The 19,093-nt window shown below is 67.5% G+C and carries 21 protein-coding genes; 18 read left to right on the forward strand and 3 right to left on the reverse strand.

The features are described 5' to 3' along the window. Positions 1–19: 19 nt before the first annotated feature. The 13 genes from ACIQC9_RS00985 to ACIQC9_RS01045 all read left to right on the forward strand — a co-directional run bounded on the left by ACIQC9_RS00985 (position 20) and on the right by ACIQC9_RS01045 (position 13,389). Positions 20–877, forward strand: coding sequence for a hypothetical protein (locus tag ACIQC9_RS00985; protein WP_400611751.1), 858 nt, complete (start codon positions 20–22; stop codon positions 875–877). A 113-nt stretch (positions 878–990) separates the two neighbouring features. Then, a complete protein-coding gene (fliF, locus tag ACIQC9_RS00990; RefSeq protein WP_400611752.1) occupies positions 991–2,628 on the forward strand; it encodes a flagellar basal-body MS-ring/collar protein FliF in 1,638 nt (545 codons plus the stop codon). Continuing rightward, positions 2,628–3,662, forward strand: coding sequence for a flagellar motor switch protein FliG (gene fliG / locus ACIQC9_RS00995; RefSeq protein WP_400611753.1), 1,035 nt, complete (start codon positions 2,628–2,630; stop codon positions 3,660–3,662). Before fliF ends, fliG begins: the two co-directional genes overlap by 1 nt. Next, complete coding sequence (locus tag ACIQC9_RS01000; protein WP_400611754.1) at positions 3,662–4,303, forward strand: flagellar assembly protein FlbE; 642 nt, start codon at positions 3,662–3,664, stop codon at positions 4,301–4,303. Before fliG ends, ACIQC9_RS01000 begins: the two co-directional genes overlap by 1 nt. An 11-nt stretch (positions 4,304–4,314) precedes the next feature. After that, a complete protein-coding gene (fliN, locus tag ACIQC9_RS01005) occupies positions 4,315–4,632 on the forward strand; it encodes a flagellar motor switch protein FliN (protein ID WP_400615325.1) in 318 nt (105 codons plus the stop codon). 37 nt (positions 4,633–4,669) lie between these two features. Continuing rightward, positions 4,670–6,064 carry a sigma-54-dependent transcriptional regulator gene (locus tag ACIQC9_RS01010; protein WP_400611755.1) on the forward strand — a complete coding sequence of 465 codons (1,395 nt, stop codon included), beginning with the start codon at positions 4,670–4,672 and terminating at the stop codon, positions 6,062–6,064. Between the two features lie 2 nt (positions 6,065–6,066). Further along, positions 6,067–6,981, forward strand: coding sequence for a class A beta-lactamase (gene bla, locus ACIQC9_RS01015; protein WP_400611756.1), 915 nt, complete (start codon positions 6,067–6,069; stop codon positions 6,979–6,981). 13 nt (positions 6,982–6,994) lie between these two features. Then, positions 6,995–9,085 (forward strand): flagellar biosynthesis protein FlhA, encoded by a 2,091-nt coding sequence (gene flhA / locus ACIQC9_RS01020; RefSeq protein ID WP_400615327.1) that lies wholly within the window; start codon positions 6,995–6,997, stop codon positions 9,083–9,085. A 573-nt stretch (positions 9,086–9,658) separates the two neighbouring features. Then, a complete protein-coding gene (locus ACIQC9_RS01025; protein ID WP_400611757.1) occupies positions 9,659–11,185 on the forward strand; it encodes a CHASE3 domain-containing protein in 1,527 nt (508 codons plus the stop codon). Continuing rightward, entirely contained in the window at positions 11,182–11,607 is a 426-nt protein-coding gene (locus ACIQC9_RS01030) for a response regulator (protein WP_400611758.1), read from the forward strand. Before ACIQC9_RS01025 ends, ACIQC9_RS01030 begins: the two co-directional genes overlap by 4 nt. Further along, positions 11,604–12,650 (forward strand): sensor histidine kinase, encoded by a 1,047-nt coding sequence (locus ACIQC9_RS01035; protein ID WP_400611759.1) that lies wholly within the window; start codon positions 11,604–11,606, stop codon positions 12,648–12,650. The genes ACIQC9_RS01030 and ACIQC9_RS01035 overlap by 4 nt, the downstream gene beginning before the upstream one ends. A 23-nt stretch (positions 12,651–12,673) precedes the next feature. After that, a complete protein-coding gene (locus tag ACIQC9_RS01040; RefSeq protein WP_400615329.1) occupies positions 12,674–13,117 on the forward strand; it encodes an NUDIX domain-containing protein in 444 nt (147 codons plus the stop codon). Positions 13,118–13,203: 86 nt separating this feature from the next. Then, positions 13,204–13,389, forward strand: coding sequence for a CsbD family protein (locus ACIQC9_RS01045; RefSeq protein WP_400611760.1), 186 nt, complete (start codon positions 13,204–13,206; stop codon positions 13,387–13,389). A gap of 57 nt (positions 13,390–13,446) precedes the next feature. Here ACIQC9_RS01045 and ACIQC9_RS01050 read toward each other — a convergent pair whose 3' ends face one another. Genes ACIQC9_RS01050 through ACIQC9_RS01060 form a run of 3 tightly spaced genes read right to left on the reverse strand, consistent with a single transcriptional unit; the run spans position 13,447 to position 15,697 of the window. Next, complete coding sequence (locus ACIQC9_RS01050; protein WP_400611761.1) at positions 13,447–13,944, reverse strand: hypothetical protein; 498 nt, start codon at positions 13,942–13,944, stop codon at positions 13,447–13,449. A gap of 32 nt (positions 13,945–13,976) precedes the next feature. Next, positions 13,977–15,155 (reverse strand): VWA domain-containing protein, encoded by a 1,179-nt coding sequence (locus ACIQC9_RS01055; RefSeq protein WP_400611762.1) that lies wholly within the window; start codon positions 15,153–15,155, stop codon positions 13,977–13,979. Between the two features lie 14 nt (positions 15,156–15,169). Beyond that, a complete protein-coding gene (locus tag ACIQC9_RS01060; RefSeq protein WP_400611763.1) occupies positions 15,170–15,697 on the reverse strand; it encodes a GNAT family N-acetyltransferase in 528 nt (175 codons plus the stop codon). A gap of 63 nt (positions 15,698–15,760) precedes the next feature. Here ACIQC9_RS01060 and ACIQC9_RS01065 point away from each other — a divergent pair, with 63 nt between their 5' ends. The 5 genes from ACIQC9_RS01065 (at position 15,761) to ACIQC9_RS01085 (ending at position 19,055) form a co-directional block, all read left to right on the forward strand. Continuing rightward, a complete protein-coding gene (locus ACIQC9_RS01065; RefSeq protein ID WP_400611764.1) occupies positions 15,761–16,681 on the forward strand; it encodes a histone deacetylase family protein in 921 nt (306 codons plus the stop codon). Positions 16,682–16,717: 36 nt separating this feature from the next. Next, positions 16,718–17,371: a histidine phosphatase family protein gene (locus ACIQC9_RS01070; protein WP_400611765.1), complete on the forward strand. Its 654-nt coding sequence runs from the start codon at positions 16,718–16,720 to the stop codon at positions 17,369–17,371. Positions 17,372–17,551: 180 nt separating this feature from the next. Further along, positions 17,552–17,800, forward strand: coding sequence for an exodeoxyribonuclease VII small subunit (locus ACIQC9_RS01075; RefSeq protein ID WP_400611766.1), 249 nt, complete (start codon positions 17,552–17,554; stop codon positions 17,798–17,800). Beyond that, positions 17,800–18,147 carry a tRNA-binding protein gene (locus ACIQC9_RS01080; protein WP_400611767.1) on the forward strand — a complete coding sequence of 116 codons (348 nt, stop codon included), beginning with the start codon at positions 17,800–17,802 and terminating at the stop codon, positions 18,145–18,147. Before ACIQC9_RS01075 ends, ACIQC9_RS01080 begins: the two co-directional genes overlap by 1 nt. A 38-nt stretch (positions 18,148–18,185) precedes the next feature. Continuing rightward, positions 18,186–19,055 carry a polyprenyl synthetase family protein gene (locus ACIQC9_RS01085; protein WP_400615331.1) on the forward strand — a complete coding sequence of 290 codons (870 nt, stop codon included), beginning with the start codon at positions 18,186–18,188 and terminating at the stop codon, positions 19,053–19,055. Positions 19,056–19,093 lie beyond the last annotated feature (38 nt).

The raw sequence follows: 19,093 nt of genomic DNA on the forward strand, positions 1-19,093 counted from the left end.
GCGGCTATGAGTGATGCGCATGAGGATAGGCGCAACGCTTCGAAAGACCCAGGCAATGTTGCTGGCGATCGGCCTGCTGGCCGCGCCGACGCTGTCGTGGGCGAACGCCGACGCCTATTACGAGCGCGCCTTCGTGGTGGCGGCCAACCAGCGCTGCAACCTGTTCCGGCCCGAGCTGGCCTCGGCGCTGAACGCGGCGACGGCGCAGGCGCGCGGCGCCCAGCTGCGCGGGGGCGCCAGCATGGCGACGCTCAGCCAGACTGCGGCGCGCGCCCGCGCGCGGGCGCGGTCCGTGGCCTGCGACAGCGCGGACCTGCAGGTGGTGCGCGGTCGGGTGGAACAGGCGTTCTCGGGCTGGTCGCGCACGTCGCGCATGACCTTCCCCGGGCAGGACAAGTCGTGGCTGGCGGACCGGGCCGGTCGCGAGAACGCCAGCTGGCGGCTGGTGCAGAATACGGTGGTCGGCGCTTCGCCGGTCTCGTTTGGATATGCCGGACAGGGCGCCGCGTCGGAGCTGACGGCGGTGGTGTCGTTCGTCGGCAGGCCCCGGCCCTATGCGGCTCGACTGGTGATGCGCGATCGCGCCCGGTCGCCGCGGCCGTGGCTGTCGCGCGACGCAACGGCGCCGGAAAGCCTGCGGACCAGCGTCTGGTCGACGGGCCAGCGTTCCGCCGACCTGTCCCTTCTGGCCGAAGGGCGGCGCGCCGGCGAGGCGTGGCGGTTCCCGGTCGAGGCGGCGACGCGGCTTGAGCATCTGGACCCGCGCGAGGCGTTCGCGGTCGAGTTCCTGTTCCGCGACGGCACCGTGGCCACGGCCCGGTTCGAGGCCGGAGACTTCGCAGCCGGGCGGGCCTTCCTCGCGATGGGCATGCTTTAAAGCCCTGAAGTCCGCTTCTTAAGATGCTCCTTAACGACCCGTTTACCACGCAGGCGGCAGTTTCTGCCTAGCGGGCCGGTTCAGTGTTCCCGCGTGCTTTGGGGCGGGAACGCGTGGGCGGCTTTACGGCGGCGTTGCAGAGGTTCGGGATCGGTCGTCTGACCGTGGTGCTGGGCGTAGCCGCCGGCGTCGCGGCGGTGCTGGTCGCCGTCATGCTGCGTATCGGCGAGGCGCCCGACGCCCTGCTCTATTCCAACCTCGATCTGCGCGAGGCCGGTGAAGTCACCGCCGCGCTGGATCAGGCGGGCATCAAATATTCCTCGCGCGGCGACGGCTCGACCATCTTCGTCAGCCGCGATCAGGTCGGCGAGGCGCGCATGCTGGTGGCCGGCAAGGGGCTCGTGACCTCGGGCGGCGTCGGCTACGAAATCTTCGACAACCAGTCGGTGCTGGGCCAGACCGAGTTCCAGCAGAACATGAACGCCAAGCGGGCGCTTGAGGGCGAGCTGGCGCGGACCATCCAGTCGATGCGCGGCATCAACTCCGCGCGGGTCATGATCGCCATGCCCGAGCGTCAGCTGTTCCAGACGGCCTCGGCCGAACCGACGGCCGCCGTCGTGGTGGGCGTCACGGGTGGACAGCTGTCGGGCGCGCAGGTTCAGGCCATCCGCAACGTCATCGCCTCTTCGGTGCCGGGCATGAAACCCGAGAAGGTCACCCTGACCGATACCTCGAACCGCACGCTGGCGGCCGGCACCGACGGCGACGGCTTCAGCGCCGCCTCGGCGGAGGAAGCGCGCGGCCAGACCGAGGCCCAGCTGCAGGCTCGCATCAAGGACATCGTCGAGGGCGTGGTCGGCGTGGGCGCGGCCCGCGTGCAGGTCACCGCCGAAATCGACCACAGCCGCCAGACCACCCAGCAGCAGCAGTTCGATCCGGACGGGCAAGTCGTCCGCTCGACCTCGACCAACGGCTCGGAAAGCTCCGACACGACCAGCGTGCCGGACGGTGGGGCGACCGCGACGAACAACATCCCCGGCGGCCAGGCGCCCAACGCCACGCCGCAGGGCTCGCGCGATACCCAGAATACAGAGACGACCAACTACGAGATCTCGAACACCACCACGACCACGGTGAAGGAAGCCGGAGAGATCAAGAAGCTGGCCGTGGCGGTGGTGGTCGACGGCAAATACACCCCGCCCGCCAGCGGCAATGGCGAGCCGACCTATGCGCCCGTTTCGGAAGAGGATCGCGCCAAGATCGACGCGCTGGTCAAGGCGGCCATCGGCTTCAATGCGGATCGGGGCGACACGGTGCAGGTGACGGCCATGCGCTTCAATCGCGACGCCTCGGTGGTCGGCGGCGAGGAAGCCAAGTCGTCGCTGTTCGACTTCACCAAGAACGACATCATGCGCGGCGTCGAGCTGCTGGTGCTTCTGATCACGGGCATCCTGCTGATCTTCTTCGTGCTGCGTCCGCTGCTGAAGACGGCGTCGGGCGGCGGGTCGCCGCAGCTGGCCGGCGCCGGCGGCGTACCGGTGACGCATCTGCAGACCAGCATGGTCGCCGGCGCCGATCCCATGGGCGGCTCGAACCTGATGCTGCCGCCTTCGGAGATGGACCAGCGGCTCGACATCGCCCGCATCGAGGGACAGGTGAAGGCCTCCTCGGTCCGCAAGGTCGCAGAGTTCGTCGAGAAGCATCCGGACGAGTCGACCGCCATCCTGCGCAGCTGGGTGCATGAAGGCTGATGGCGAGGCTGCTGAACAAGAAGGCGGCGGTTGAGGACGCCAAGAAGCTGACGGGGCCTGAAAAGGCCGCCGTTATTCTGCTTTCGCTCGGCGAGGACCACGCCAAGCTCTGGCAGGGGCTGGACGAGGAAGAAATCAAGGAAGTCTCGCAGGCCATGGCCGCGCTGGGCACGGTGACCTCGCAGGTCGTCGAGGACGTGATGGTCGAGTTCGTTTCGGGCATGAGCGGCTCGGGCTCGGTCATGGGCAGCTTCGAACAGACCCAGAAACTGCTGGCCGCCTTCCTGCCGTCCGACCGCGTCGAAGGCATGATGGAGGAGATCCGTGGTCCGGCGGGTCGCACCATGTGGGACAAGCTCGGCAACGTGAACGAGGCCGTGCTCGCCAACTATCTGAAGAACGAATACCCGCAGACGGTCGCGGTGGTGCTGTCCAAGATCAAGTCGGACCACGCCGCCCGCGTGCTGACCAGCCTGCCCGAGGACTTCGCGCTGGAATGCGTGCAGCGGATGCTGCGCATGGAGCCGGTCCAGCGCGAGATTCTGGACAAGATCGAGCAGACCCTGCGCAACGAATTCATGTCCAATCTGGCGCGCACGTCCAAGCGCGACAGCCACGAGATGATGGCGGACATCTTCAACAGCTTCGACCGCCAGACCGAGGCCCGCTTCATCGGCGCGCTGGAAGAGCGCAACCGCGAATCGGCCGAACGCATCCGGGCGCTGATGTTCGTCTTCGAGGACCTGTCCAAGCTGGATCCGGGCGGGGTGCAAACCCTGTTGCGCGCGGTCGAGAAGGACCAGCTGGGTCTGGCGTTGAAGGGAGCTTCGGAGAGCCTGCGCGAAATGTTCTTCTCCAACATGTCCGAGCGCGCAGCCAAGATCATGCGCGAGGACATGGAGGGCATGGGCCCGGTCCGTCTGAAGGACGTCGACCAGTCGCAGATGGCCATGGTCCAGGTCGCCAAGGACCTCGCCGCCAAGGGCGAGATCATGCTGGTCGGCCAGGGCGGCGATGACGAGTTGATCTACTGATGAACAGTCGTCCTTTCGCCTTCGACACCGAGTTCGACGCCGCCGGAGGGGTGGTGCGGTCGGTCGAATTCCGTCCGATGAAGCGCGCCTACTCGCCCGGAGAGGTCGAGGCGATGGTGGCCGAGGCCCGCGTCGAGACCCGCGCGGCGACCCTGGCCGAGATCGAGAGCGTGCAGGCGATGGCTCTGTCATCCATCAGTCAGGCGGTGGCTTCGGCCATCCCGACACTGACGCAGGTGGCGCATCAGCATCGCGAACAGTCCGCCGAACTGGCCCTGACCGCCGCGCGTGTCGTCGCCGGCGCCGCGCTGGAACGCTTTCCCGAGGGACCGCTGCGCACGGCGCTGGAAGCGCTGGGGCAGGAGATCGACGCCTCGCCTCGGCTCGTCATCCGGACCAGCGACCTGACCGACGAAAGCCGCGCTCGCCTCGAACGGCTGTGCGCCGACGCCGGCTTTTCCGGCGTGGTCGCCTTCCGCGAGGAGCCGAACCGTCCCCTGTCCGCCTTCCAGCTGGAGTGGGCCGATGGCCGCGCCGCCTTCGATGCGGACGAGGCCTTCACTCGCATGAACGACGCCCTGCGATCCGCCCTCGCGTCCGAGGCCGGCCACGCCGAACCGCTTAACGAAGGGACCGTCTGATGTCCGACACCATGGCTCTGGAGGAATTTCAGGACTCCAACCCGACGGGTCCGGGCGACGAGGGCGGGGAGAAGTCGGCCGGTGATCTGGCCACGGTGTTCGACGTGCCGGTCAATATCTCGGCCGTTCTGGGCAAGTCGCACATGACGGTGGCCCAGTTGCTGAAGCTGCAGAGCGGCAGCGTGCTGGAGCTGGACCGCAAGGTGGGCGAGGCGATCGACATCTTCGTCAACAACCGGCTGGTCGCCCGCGGCGAGGTCGTCGTCGTCGAGGACCGGCTGGGCGTGACCATGACGGAAATCATCAAGACCGAGGACAAGGGCGCCTGACCGGCGACCGTCTGTAAGAGATTAGAGGAGAAGACCCATGCGGCTTCTGGTGGTTGGCAGGCTCAGCGGACAGCTGGCGACGGCGGTGAAGATGGCCATGGCGCACGGCGCCAAGGTGCATCACGTCGAGCGCGGCGATCAGGCGACGGAGCAACTGCGCCGGGGACAGGGCGCGGACCTGCTGATGGTCGACTATCGCGTCGACATCGCCGCCCTGATCGCCTCGAACGAGAACGAGCATATCCACGTGCCGGTGGTGGCCTGCGGGGTCGACGCCGACGCCACGGACGCCGCCAACGCCATCCGGGCGGGGGCAAAGGAATTCATCCCCCTGCCGCCGGAGGCGGACCTGATCGCGGCGGTGCTGTCGGCGGTCGCCGATGACGAGCGTCCGATGATCTCGGCCGATCCGTCGATGAAGGCGGTGATCCAGCTGGCCGATCAGGTCGCGCGTTCGGAGGCCTCGATCCTGATCACCGGCGAAAGCGGCGTCGGCAAGGAAGTCATGGCGCGCTATCTGCACGCGGGCTCCAAGCGCGCGGACCGTCCGTTCATCAGCGTCAATTGCGCCGCCATTCCCGACAACCTGCTGGAATCCGAGCTGTTCGGTCACGAGAAGGGCGCCTTCACCGGCGCAATGGCGCGCCGCATCGGCAAGTTCGAGGAGGCCGACGGCGGCACCCTGCTGCTGGATGAAATCTCCGAAATGGACGTCCGCCTGCAGGCCAAGCTGCTGCGCGCCATTCAGGAACGGGTGATCGATCGCGTCGGCGGCAACAAGCCGGTGCCGGTCAACATCCGCATCATCGCCACCTCCAACCGCGATCTGGCCAAGTCGGTGGCCGAAGGCTCGTTCCGCGAAGACCTGCTGTACCGCCTGAACGTCGTGAACCTGCGCCTGCCCAGCCTGCGCGAGCGGCCGGGAGACATCGCCGTGCTGGCCGAGCATTTCGTCAAGAAATACGCCGCCGCCAACGGCGTGCCGGTGCGGCCGATCTCGGCCGAGGCCCGCCGCGCGCTGGTCTCGCATCGCTGGAACGGCAACGTGCGCGAGCTGGAAAACGCGATGCACCGCGCGGTGCTGCTGGCGATAGGACCCGAGATCGACGTCGAGGCCATCCGCCTGCCGGATGGTCAGCCGCTGGGCGCGGGCTCGCACGGCGTGGCGGCGGCGGACACCGGCTTCGCCGGCCGGGCGGCTCATGTCGCGGATGTCGTCACCCGCGCCCACGTAGGCCAGACGGTGGCGCAGATGGAAAAGACACTGATCCTCGACACCCTGAACCACTGCCTGGGCAATCGAACCCATGCGGCGAACATTCTGGGCATCTCGATCCGCACCCTGCGTAACAAGCTGAACGAATACGCCGACGAGGGAACCAGCATCCCGGCCCCGCAGTCCGGCGTCGCCGCCTCGGGATATGCGGCCTGAACATGACATCCGGACTGGACCGCAGAAGCGTCCTGACCAGCCTCGGCGCCTTGGGCGTCATGGGCTGCTCGCCGCAAACGCCGCCGAAGCCGGCCGAACAGCCGGCGCGCCCGACGGTGGCCGCCGATCCGATCGACTTTTCGGGCATCGAGGCGCGTAACGGCGGGCGGTTGGGCTTCGTGGCGCTGAACACCGCGACAGGACGCAGCGTCGAGTGGCGCGGTGGCGAGCGTTTCGTCTACTGCTCGACCTTCAAGATGTATCTGGCCGCCGCCACCCTGATCCGCATTCAGGCGGGACAGGAACAGGCGGACCGGATGGTCCCGATTACCCGGGCCGACATGATTAACCATGCTCCGGTGACCGAGCCGGCGGTGGGGTCGAGCCTCAGCGTCGATCGCCTGATGCAGGCCATCGTCGAGGTCAGCGACAACCCCGGCGCCAACCTGCTGCTGAAAGCCGGCGGCGGGCTGGGTGCGATGCAGGACTTCTACCGCTCGCTGGGCGACGACACGACGCGCGTCGACCGGTTCGAGCCCGAGATGAACCGTCTGGACGGGGACAAGGACACCATCCTGCCCGCGCAGTCCGTGAAGAACCTGCAGCGCCTGTTCCTGAACACGGACTCGCCCCTTACGGCGGCGTCGAAGGACAAGGTGCTGGGCTGGATGTTCGCCTCGCCGACCGGCGCGAACCGCCTGAAGGCCGGCGTGCCTGCCGGCTGGCGCGTGGCGCACAAGACCGGCACCGGCGGCTATGGCCCGACCAACGACATCGGCATCCTGTACCCGCCCGCGGGCAAGCCCGTGGTCGTCGCCGCCTATTATCATGCGACCCGCGCGACCAGCGAGGAGGCGAATGACGCCGTCATCGCCGAGGCGACCCGCGCGTCTCTGAAGGCGCTGGGCCATGACTGACGCCCCGATCCTGATGAAGGACGGCATGGCGCGGCCGACCGCGTCGGACATGCGCGGCTGGCTGGCGCGCGGCGAAGTCTTCATGGCGATCGGCGTGATCGGCATCGTTCTGCTGCTGATCGTGCCGGTCCCGTCGTTCCTGCTGGACATGCTGCTGGCGATCTCGATCACCGGCAGCGTGCTGATCCTGATGACGGCGCTGATGATGAAGCGCCCGCTGGACTTCGCCATCTTCCCGACCGTCCTGCTGGTCGCGACCCTGTATCGTCTGGGCCTGAACCTGGCGTCGACGCGCCTGATTCTGAGCCATGGCCACGAGGGACACGACGCCGCTGGTCAGGTGATCCAGGCCTTCGGCACCCTGATGATGAGCGGCAGCTTCATCATCGGCATCATCATCTTCGCCATCCTGCTGGTGGTGAACTTCGTCGTCATTACCAAGGGCTCGACCCGGATCGCCGAGGTCAGCGCCCGCTTCACCCTGGACTCCATGCCGGGCAAGCAGATGGCGATCGACGCGGACCTGTCCGCCGGCCTGATCGACGAGGACACCGCCAAGCTCCGTCGCAAGGAGCTGGAGCAGGAATCCACCTTCTTCGGGGCCATGGACGGTGCGTCCAAATTCGTGCGCGGCGACGCCGTGGCGGGCCTGATCATCACCTTCATCAACGTGATCGGCGGCATCCTGATCGGCGTGATCCAGCACGGTCTGCCGGTCGGCGAGGCGGCCAACACCTATGTGCTGTTGACCGTCGGCGACGGTCTGGTGACGCAGGTCCCGGCCCTGATCGTGTCGATCGCCGCGGGCTTCCTGGTGTCGAAGGCGGGCGTCGAGGGCACGGCGGACAAGGCGTTGGTGGCGCAGCTGGCCACCAACCCGGTCAGCCTGGGCGTCGTCGCGGCGGCCTCGGCCCTGATCGGCCTGATTCCGGGCATGCCGCTGATCCCGTTCGCGGCCCTGTCGGTCGGGGCAGCCTTCATGGCGTGGAAGCTGGGTCGCGAGCGGCTGCGGCCCAAGCCGACCGAGGCCGAACTGGCGCAGACGGCCAGCGGGCCGAAGGAAGATGTCGAGGAGCCGATCTCGACCGCTCTGACCATCGACGAGGTCAAGATCGAGCTGGGCTATTCCCTGCTGTCGCTGATCAACGATCTGGAGGGCCGTCGCCTGACCGATCAGGTGCGCGCGCTGCGCCGGTCGCTGGCGCAGGAGTACGGCTTCGTCATGCCGTCGGTGCGCATCCTCGACAACATGCGTCTGGGCACCCAGTCCTACGCCATCCGGATCAAGGAGATGGAGGCCGGGCAGGGCGAGGTGCGTCTGGGCGGGCTGATGGCCATGGACCCGGCCGGCCGTCAGGTCGAGCTGCCGGGCGAACATGTGCGCGAGCCCGCCTTCGGCCTGCCGGCGACCTGGATCGACGACGGCCTGCGCGAGGAGGCGACCTTCCGCGGCTACACGCTGGTGGATCCGTCGACGGTGCTGACCACGCACCTGACCGAGATCCTTAAGGAGAACATGGCCGAGCTGCTGTCCTATGCCGAGGTGCAGAAGCTGCTGAAGGAACTGGGGCCGGAAGAGAAGAAGCTGGTCGACGAACTGGTGCCGTCGGTGGTCACCGTCACGACCCTGCAACGGGTGCTGCAGACCCTGCTGCGCGAGAAGGTGTCGATCCGCGATCTGGGCGCGATTCTGGAAGGTCTGGCCGAGGCCGCCCCGCATACGACGTCGGTGACCACGCTGGTCGAACATGTCCGCGCCCGTCTGGCCCGTCAGCTGTGCTGGCAGCACAAGGGCGAGGACGGCGCCCTGCCGATCGTCACCCTGTCCCCGGAGTGGGAATCGGCCTTCGCCGAGAGCCTTGTCGGGCAGGGCGAGGACAAGCAGCTGGCCATGGCGCCGTCGCGACTGCAGGACTTCATCCGCGCCGTCCGCGACGTGTTCGAACGCGCGGCCATGTCCGGCGAAACGGCCGTGCTGCTGACCGGCCCGCAGATCCGGCCATATGTCCGCTCGATCATCGAACGCTTCCGCGGCCAGACGGTGGTCATGAGCCAGAACGAGGTGCATCCGAAGGCGCGGCTGCGGACGATCGGCTCGGTGTAGGCCAACGCTCGAGGGTTCGCCCCTTATTCGCCGCCACTACAAACCGTAGCGATGCGCCGGGCCATAGCCGTGTCCTGCTCAGCCAAGGCGGTCCGGTGAGCCTCGTCACATCGGCCAGCATTGACCAGAGCCGCCAGTCGTTCGGCGCGCTCCATAGAGACCCGGTCGCGTTCCTGTTGCTGACGGCGGGCCCGCAAGTCGGCGCCAGTCTGGTCTTCCCGGAAGGACTGCTGTCGCGCCATCTCCGTATTGATGTTGCCCATAGGGTTGGTAAGGGGCGGCGGGGACATCCGCTGCGGCGGCGCGCCCGGCGATTGTGCTGAAGCCGCGCTAACGGCCATCATGGCCGCGACCAACGATACGAAAGCTATGCGCATAGGAAGCCCCCTCGATATCTGATCTGACATCCTGACTCGCGATTTGGCCGGTGGGTTCGCTGATGCGATGAAGATTCGACAAGGGTGTGCGCGTCGAGGCGAAAACGTTCGCGCAGAGTACGATCGGCTCGGTCTGATCGCGACGTTCGGCGAGTTCGCTGGACACGCGCGCGGGCCACGCTAAAGCTTCGCCGCGATGCCTCGCGTGTTCAGACCCTCTTTCTCGGCCTTCATGCACTTCGTGCGCACGCCGACGCTGGGGCGGTCGGTGGTGGCGATCATGGCGGTGGCGATCGCACTGCTGCTGGCGATCAATCTGACCACCTTCGTGATGATGCAGCGGACGGCCGCCTTCAACGACCGGGTGGAGCATTCGCAGGCCATTCGGCGGGCGTCACGGACGGTGCTGATCTCTCTGCTGGACGCGGAGACTGGACAGCGGGGCTTCCTGCTGTCGTCCCGTCTGGACTTCCTGCGCCCTTACACCGAGGCCGTGGCGGAGGCGCCGGAACACATCAGGGAGCTGGAGATGCTGGCGGCGGCGGATCCGGAGCTGTCGCCTCACGTGGCCCGGCTGACCGCGGCGGCGCGAGAGAAAAACGCCGAGCTGCAGCGGACGATCGACCTGACCCGGATGGGCCGCATCGGCGAGGCCGTGCAACTGGTCCGCGCCGGCCGGGGCAAGGGCCTGATGGACACGGTGCGGGAAGAAGTCGCGGCGATCGAGGCCGTGGAAGGCCAGCGACTGGAGTTCCGGACGCGCGAGTCGGAGCGAACCGCAACCATCACCGTCGTGTCCAACGGCATCGCGGGGCTGCTGATTCTGGTGCTCGCTGGCATCAGCATCATCGTGGTCCGGCGCTACGTCGGCGAGATCCAGACGGCGCGGATGGCGCTGGATCGCATGAACGCCGGGCTGGAGGACGAGGTCCGCGGCCGAACGGCCCAGTTGTCGCGCGCGAACGAGGAAATCCAGCGCTTCGCCTACATCGTCAGCCATGACCTGCGCGCGCCGCTGGTCAACGTCATGGGCTACACCTCCGAGCTGGAGGCCGCGGGTCGGGTGGTGGACGCCGCGATCCGGGATGCCGAGAAGAGCAGGGAAGTCGACGCCGAGGTGATCACCGCCGTGCGCGAGGACATGCCCGAGGCCATCGGCTTCATCCGCGCCTCGACCGAGAAGATGGACCGGCTGATCAACGCCATCCTGAAGCTGTCCCGGGAGGGCCGGCGCAATCTGGTCGCCGAGAGGCTGGACGTCTCCGCCATGGTTCAGGGCATCGCCGACAGCGTGCACCACCAGACCGACGCGCAGGGCGCGGAGATCGTCGTCGAGAGCCTGCCCGAGGTGGAGAGCGACCGCCTGTCGATGGAGCAGATCTTCGGCAATCTGGTCGACAACGCCGTCAAATATCTGGACCCCGCGCGGCCGGGCCGGGTGACGGTGTCCGGCAGGGTGGTCGAGGATCGGGTCGTCTATCGCATCGCCGACAACGGCCGCGGCATCTCCGACCGTGACCATGAGCGCATCTTCGAGCTGTTCCGCCGCTCGGGCCGTCAGGACCGGCCGGGCGAGGGTCTGGGTCTGGCGTTCGTGCGCAACAGCGTGCGCCGGCTGGCTGGAGAGATTTCGGTCGAGTCAGAACTCGGCAAGGGCTCGACATTCATACTGGAATTCCCCACACGCCTCAGCGTCGAGGCCGTCGCCGGAGAGTCTGAATGAGTAGCGCCGTAAAGATCGTGATGGTCGAGGATGATCTGGGCCATGCGCGCCTGATCGAGAAGAACATCCGCCGCGCCAACATCGCCAACGACATCGCCCATTTCGCCGACGGATCCAGCGCGCTGGACTATCTGTTCAGCGACGAGGTCAAGGCCAACGGGCCTTTGCTGATCCTGCTGGATCTGAACCTGCCGGACATGTCGGGCACCGACATTCTGGCCAAGGTGAAGGGCGACGAGCGCCTGCGCCGCGCGCCGGTGGTGGTGCTGACCACCACGGACGACAAGGTCGAGATCCAGCGCTGCTACGATCTGGGCTGCAACGTCTACATCACCAAGCCGGTCGACTATGAGAGCTTCGCGGGCGCCATTCGCCAGCTGGGTCTCTTCCTGTCGGTCATGCAGGCGCCGGAGATCGAGTGAGCCAAACCGGAGGCGGCATTCGCCTGCTCTACGTCGACGATGACCGCGGCCTGTCGCGGCTGGTCGAGAAGGAGCTGGGGCGTCACGGCTACGCCGTCACCTGCGCGCCGGACGGCGACGCGGGGCTGGAGATTCTCACCCAGCGCGCGGCCGATTTCGATGTCGTGGCGCTGGACCACTATATGCCGGGCCGGGACGGTCTGGACGTTCTGCCCGACATTCAGGCCCTGCCGGACGCCCCGCCCGTCGTCTATGTGACCGGCGCGCAGGAAGGCCGGATCGCGGTGGCGGCGCTGAGAGCCGGCGCGGCCGACTATGTTATCAAGGACGTCAGCGAGGACTTCACCGCCCTGCTGCGCAACGCGCTGGAAGACGCCCTGCATCGCCGCCGGCTGGAGAAGGCGAATGCGGAAGCGCAGGAGCAGGTCCGTCTGGCCCGTGACCGGGCCGAGGCCATGCTGCGCGAGGTCAACCACCGCGTGGGCAATTCGCTGCAGCTGGTGTCCAGCTTCATGTCGTTGCAGCAGCGACATCTGACGGACGACGGCGCGCGCGCGGCCCTGAAAGAAGCGCAGGCCCGGATCGAGGCCGTCGCCCATGTGCACCGCCGGCTCTACACCTCCAGCGACATGTCGACCGTCGCGATGGACGAATATCTTGAAGGTCTGATCGACGAGCTGGGCAAGTCCGTCGGTCCGGACGCCGGATCGCCGCGCATCAACCTGCAGGTCCAGCCGATGTTCGTCTCGACCGATCAGGCGGTGTCGTTGGGCGTGGTGGTGACCGAGCTGGTGACCAATGCTGTGAAATACGCCTATGCCCCCGGTCAGGGCGGAGAGATCCGCGTGATCCTGCAGCCCGACGAAAACGGCCGTGCGCTTCTGACCGTCGAGGACGATGGGCCCGGCATGGGCGACGGCTCCGTCAAGGGCACCGGTCTGGGCGGCAAGATCATCTCGGCCATGGCTTCGGGCCTGCGCTCGGCCGTCGAGTTCGATCAGGGCCACAAGGGCGTGCGCGCCCGGCTGGCCTTCGACCTCTAGGCCGCTTGCGCGTTATCGTCCCCATGCTGCAGTTCGGCCTTCCCGATCCGACCCTGACCTACAAGGACCGTCCGACCGCGTTCGGACTGGTGTTCCATGACGGCAAGATCGCCTGCGTGCGCGTCGATCGTGGGGACGCCAGCTATTACGACCTGCCCGGCGGGGCGATCGACGGCGACGAGACCGAGGAGCAGGCGGTCGCCCGCGAGTTCGTCGAGGAGACGGGCATGACGGTGCGGCCCTTCACCCGCATCGCCGAGGCGGCCCAGTTTTTCCGCAAGTCCGACGGTCAGGCGATCAACAATCGCGGCGGCTTCTGGATCGCGGAGATGCTGTCGATCGATCCCGGTTCGAAGGTCGAGGCGGATCATGAGCTGGTCTGGCTGCATCCTCACACGGCGCTGAACGAACTTCGCCATGACGCCCACGCCTGGGCGGTCGCGGCGTGGCTCCGGCGCACGCCGTAGCTTCACCATACGGAACGCGGGGCCTTGCCCGTTCGCTTCTCTCCCGAAGCGTCGCCGTCCCGGCGTCGCCATCGAAGGAGCATCTCATGCCCGACAACGATCGCATCGAAGGCGCCGCCAAAAACATGGGCGGCAAGATCAAGGAAGCCGCCGGCAAGGTCACCGGCGATGAAAAACTGAAAGCCGAAGGCCGCGCCGATCAGGTCGAAGGCAAGGTGCAAAACACCGTCGGCGGCATCAAGGATACCCTGCGCGGCGACAAGCGCGACTAGTCGACGATCACGTGACTGCCGAGCGCCGCGTCCTGCAAGGGGCGCGGCGTTTGCATGTCAATCCTGACCCCCAAGCCGGAAGCGGAGGCCTTCCGGTTCGTCCGTCGGGCGGCGTTCGCAGACTTCGTTGAAGGCTGTTCCACCGCCGGGCAGAACGACGGGGCGACTTTCGCAGCGCCGCTCTTGCGGCATGCTCGGAGACGGCGCGCGACGCACGGCGGCGGCGCAGTCCATCCCGAAACGCCCATCCGTCGTCACCTGTCGACACTGATCGGACGCATCCTGCGGCCTCAGTCCATCGGGCGTCGACGTGCCGAGATTGGCCGCCAGAGCGACGCGCACGCGTGACTGGCAGGCCTCCAGACTTTCATCAGACTTGCGGATCAGCGGGCTGCATTCGGACCGCTCATAGCCGAAAGGATCGCTGCGCGCCCATTCCGGGATCACCGGCGGCGGAGCGGCGGGCGCCTCAGCCACCGGCTCCACGGGCGTGCTCCAGACGATCGCCGGCGGCGTCTGCTGGAGAAATACTGAGAACAAGACGGCGGTCAGCATGAGGGGCCCTCCTCGGCAGGGTTGACCCTAGCCTACTTCGCCAGAGCCCGCATCGCCTTCTCAAGTCCTTCGAGCGTCAACGGATACATCCGCTCGTCGACCAGCTCGCGGACCAGCCCCACCGACGCGGAATAGCTCCAGTACCGCTCCGGCGAGGGGTTCAGCCACGCCACGCGGTCCCACTGCTGCGTCGCTCGCTTCAGCCAGACCGCGCCGGCTTCCTCGTTCCAGTGCTCGACGGATCCGCCGGGCATGGTCACCTCATAGGGGGACATGGTCGCATCGCCCACGAAGATCGCGCGCCAGTCGGCCGGGTATTTGTTCAACACCTCCCACGTCGGGGTGCGCTCGGTGTGACGGCGGCGATTGTCCTTCCAGACGCCCTCGTAGAGGCAGTTGTGGAAGTAGAAGAACTCAAGGTGTTTGAACTCGGTGCGGGCGGCCGAGAACAGCTCCTCGCACATCTTCACATGGGCATCCATCGAGCCGCCGATGTCGAGGAACAGCAGCACCTTGATCGTATTGCGCCGCTCGGGCCGCATGTGGATGTCCAGCCAGCCCTGACGCGCCGTGCCGTCGATGGTGGCGTCCATGTCCAGTTCGTCGGCCGCACCCTGTCGCGCGAACCGGCGCAGGCGGCGCAGGGCGACCTTGATGTTGCGGGTGCCCAGCTCGACCTGATCGTCGAGGTTCCGGTATTCGCGCTTCTCCCAGACCTTCACCGCCCGTCCATGCTTGCCGGGGCCGCCGATGCGAACGCCTTCGGGATTGTAGCCGCCGTGACCGAAGGGACTGGTCCCGCCGGTGCCGATCCACTTGTTCCCGCCGCTGTGCCGCCCCTCCTGCTCCTCCAGACGCTGTTTCAGCGTCTCCATCAGCTTGTCGAACCCGCCCAGCGCCTCAATCTGGGCCTTCTCCTCGTCGGTCAGGTACTTCTCGGTCAGCAGGCGGAGCCAGTCTTCGGGCAGGTCGGTGGTCAGGTCCTCGCCCGCGCCTATGGTCTCGACGCCCGCGAATACCTTGCCGAACACCTGATCGAAGCGGTCGTAGTGCTTCTCGTCCTTGACCAGAACCGCGCGGGACAGGTGGTAGAAATCATCGACCCGCCGGCCGGCGACGTCCTTGTCCATGGCCTCCATCAGGTGGAGCCATTCCTTCATCGACACCGGCACCCGGGCGTCGCGCAGTGCGGTGAAGAAGGGAAGGAGCATGGCCCGAGGCTATCCTATCCGCGCCGCAGGATGAATTCGTCGTCCAGCCAGCGGCCGACCGGGTACTGGTATTCTCCGGCCTTCTCGAAGCCGTGGGCGGCGTAGAGTTTCTGCGCCTTGTGATTGCCGCTCCAGACGCCGATCCACAGTGGGCCGTCGGTGTGGGCCTCCATCCAGTCGAGAGACAGGGCCAGCAGCTTCGTGCCCAAACCCAGCCCCTGAGCGTCTTGTGACACGTACAGCCGACGCAACTCGGCATGGCTGGCGCGGCCGTCTGGGTGGGGCAGGGTGTTGGGGCCGGCGTTGGCGAAGGCCAGCAGGCGGCCCTCGCGTTCGGCGACCCACCATGCGGCGCCCGGCTCCTTCAGCTTCTTGGCGGTGGCTTCGGGGCTGAAGCTGGCGTCGAGGAAGGCGGCGAGGTCGTCGGCCGGATACGGGATGGCGAACCCCGCCACGAAGGTATCGACGAAGGTCTGGCGGCCCAGCTCTCCCAGGGCGGTGGCGTCGTCTGCGGTCGCGGGGCGGATCAGCACGTCGGTCATTCTCCGCACCTAGGCCGTGCGTCGGGGCGCGACAAGAGACCGGACGGGCCCTAGTCTGTGGGCATGAGCGTCGCCCTGTTCACCCATCCCGACATGCTGGCCCACCAGCCCGGTCTCGGCCATCCGGAAAGCCCCGAGCGTCTGAAGGCCGTGCTCGATGCGCTGGAGGACGCCGGGCTGGATCTGGACCGACGCGCCGCGACCGAGGCGACGGTCGAGGATCTGGAGCGGCTGCACCCGCAACAATATGTGGCCCGACTGCTCGCCGCCGCACCGGCGAGCGGGTTCAACCAACTGGACGCCGACACCGTCCTGTCGCCCGGAAGCGTCCGCGCGGCGAGGCTGGCGGCCGGAGCGGTGGTGGATTCGGTGCGGGCGGTGGCGCGGGGCGAGACGGCGCGGGCGTTCGCGGCGGTGCGTCCGCCGGGGCATCATGCCGAACCGGATCAGGCGATGGGCTTCTGCCTGTTCTCCAATGTCGCCGTGGCCGCCCGGGTGGCGCAGGCGGAGGGCATGGCGCGGGTCGCCGTCATCGACTTCGACGTGCACCACGGCAATGGCACCCAGGCGGCGTTCGAGGCCGACGGCAGCCTTTTCCTCGGGTCGATCCATCAGATGCCGCTCTATCCCGGCACGGGCGCGGCGTCGGAGATCGGCGTGGGCAATATCGTCAATGCGCCCGTGCCACCCCACGCGGCGCGGGAAGCATGGAGGGCGACCTTCTCCGGCGGCCTGATGCCGGCGTTGCAGGCCTTCGATCCGGACCTGATCCTGATCTCGTCCGGCTTCGACGCCCACCGTCGCGATCCGCTGGCGCACCAGTCGCTGGAGGCCGAGGATTTCGCCTGGGCCACCCGGGCGGTGATCGAGGTCGCGCGATCGTGCTGCGGCGGCAAGGTTGTGTCGTCGCTCGAGGGCGGCTACGACCTAGAGGGGCTCGGCCGTTCGGCGGCCGCCCACGTGAAGGCTTTGGGGGAGGACTAGAGGCTGGACCAGAATGGTTTTTCCGCCTCGTCGCTGATGTCGTCGCCTGCCCGCGAATCCCTGTCTGATGAGCCTGCCGCCGCGCCGATTTCGCGCGCTTCGGCGGTTGTCGCCACGCGTCCCGGCGCGATCGTGCTGGCGCGCCATGGCGAGCCGGCCCTGTCGCGCAAATGCGTGCTGACGTCGGACCAGTATCGCGACTGGTGGGCGAAGTATGAGGTCGGGGGTCTGCGCGCCGGCCAGACCCCGCCGCCCGAGTTGCTGGCCACCGCCGCCGGCGCTGGGGCCATCTATTCCTCGACCCGCCCCCGCGCGATGGAGACGGCCGCCGCCGCCGCCGCCGGACGCGAGGTCGTGTCGGACGCCCTGTTCATCGAGGCGCCCCTGCCACCGCCGCACTTCCCCTCGTGGTTCAAGCTGCCGCCGAAATACTGGGGCGCCGTGGCCCGCTTCTGGTGGCATGCCTTCAACCACCATGAAGGGCAGGAAACCCGGATTCAGGCTGAGGCTCGCGCTGAAAAGGCCGCCCAGTCGCTGATCGCCCGGGCCGAGAGCGGGCAGGACGTGCTGGTTCTGGCGCACGGCTACTTCAACCACATGGTCGGCCGGCGTCTGAAGGCCGACGGCTGGAAGCTGGTTCACAATCAGGGCTTCAGATACTGGAGCCAGCGCCGCTACGAGAAGCGGTAGCGCCCTCCATTCGTCATCCTCCGGCTTGACCGGAGGATCAGACGCAGCGGAAGCTGGCTGCGAAACGATGAAGACCGAGCGTCGGAACCTCTGATCGTCGAATCAAGTCCGAGGATGACGGCGAGGCGGGCGTCGGTTCCCCGTTGAAGCGAGTTCGCACCCCCTCTAGGGTCGCGCGCCATGACCGATACCGCCACAATCCCCGCCGACCTGAGCTTTGAAGACGCCCTGCAGCGTCTGGAGCAGATCGTCCAGAAGCTGGAATCCGGGCAGGCGCCGCTCGAGGAATCGATCGCCCTGTACGAAGAGGGCGCGCGGCTGAAGGCGCATTGCGAAGAGCGGCTGAAGGCCGCCCAGCTGCGGGTCGAGAAGATTGTCGTCGGCCCCGACGGCGCGGCGCGGGGCGTCGAGCCGGCGGAATTCACCTGATGACCGTCGCCGACCAGATCGGCTTCGACGACTTCATGAAGGTCGATATCCGGGTCGGGCAGGTGGTCAAGGCCGAGCCGTTCCCCGAGGCGCGCAAGCCCGCCTACAAGCTGACCATCGACTTCGGCCCGGAGATCGGGGTGAAGAAGTCGTCGGCCCAGATCACCGTCCACTACACGCTGGAAGAGCTGGTGGGACGTAAGGTGGCGGCCGTGGTCAACTTCCCGCCGCGCCAGATCGGGCCGGTGAGGTCCGAGGTGCTGACACTTGGCTTTCCCGACGAGAACGGCGAGGTCGTGCTGGTCGGCGTGGACCGCGACCTGCCCATCGGCGGGAGGCTGTTCTGACCCAGCCGCTCGCCGCCAACTCGCCTGAGCAGGGCGTCATCGATCGGGTGGCCGAGGTGGCCGATCTGGTCACCGTGGCGCTGGATGAACTGTTGCCGCGCGCGGACGGGCCGGAATCGCGGCTGACCGAGGCCATGCGTTATGCCGCGCTGGGGCCGGGGAAGCGGCTGCGGCCGTTCTTCGCGCTGGAAGCGGCCAATCTGTTCGATATCGACGAGCGCACCGTGCTGCGGGCCGCCTGTGCGCTGGAGTGCGTGCACGCCTACAGTCTGGTGCACGACGACCTGCCGGCGATGGACAATGACGACATGCGGCGGGGCCGGCCGACCCTGCATCGCGCCTATGACGAGGCGACGGCCATTCTGGCGGGAGACGCGCTACAGACGGCGGCCTTCGACATCGTGCTGCACCCGGACACCCACGACGATCCGGCGGTGCGCTGCGAGCTGGCGGCGCGGCTGTCGATGGCGTCGGGCGCGCGGGGCATGGCGGGCGGCCAGATGATCGACCTGTTGGGCGTGCGCGACGATCTGGGCGGCGTGGCGCGGATGCAGCGGCTGAAGACCGGCGCGCTGTTCAACTACGCCTTCGAGATCCCGCTGATCATCGCCGACGCCCGCGAAAGCCATCGTCAGGCCCTGACCAGCTTCGCCCACGATATCGGTCTGGCCTACCAGATCGTCGACGACCTGCTGGACGCCGAGGGCGACGCGGAGGTTCTTGGCAAGGCGTCCGGGAAGGACGCGGCCCAAGGCAAGACGACCTTGGTCACCCTGCTGGGGGTCGATCAGGCGCGGCAGAGGGTCGCGCATCTGGCCGATCAGGCCCGGGCGCATCTGGATCCCTTCGGTCCGGATGCGGAAATCCTCCGGGCCAGTGTGGATTATGTGCTAGAGCGCCGCTCCTGATCTGCACCGAAACTGGATCGCCCCTCCACTGACCGCCG

The sequence above is a fragment of the Brevundimonas sp. NPDC092305 genome, assembly GCF_044755415.1.
GTDB lineage: Bacteria > Pseudomonadota > Alphaproteobacteria > Caulobacterales > Caulobacteraceae > Brevundimonas.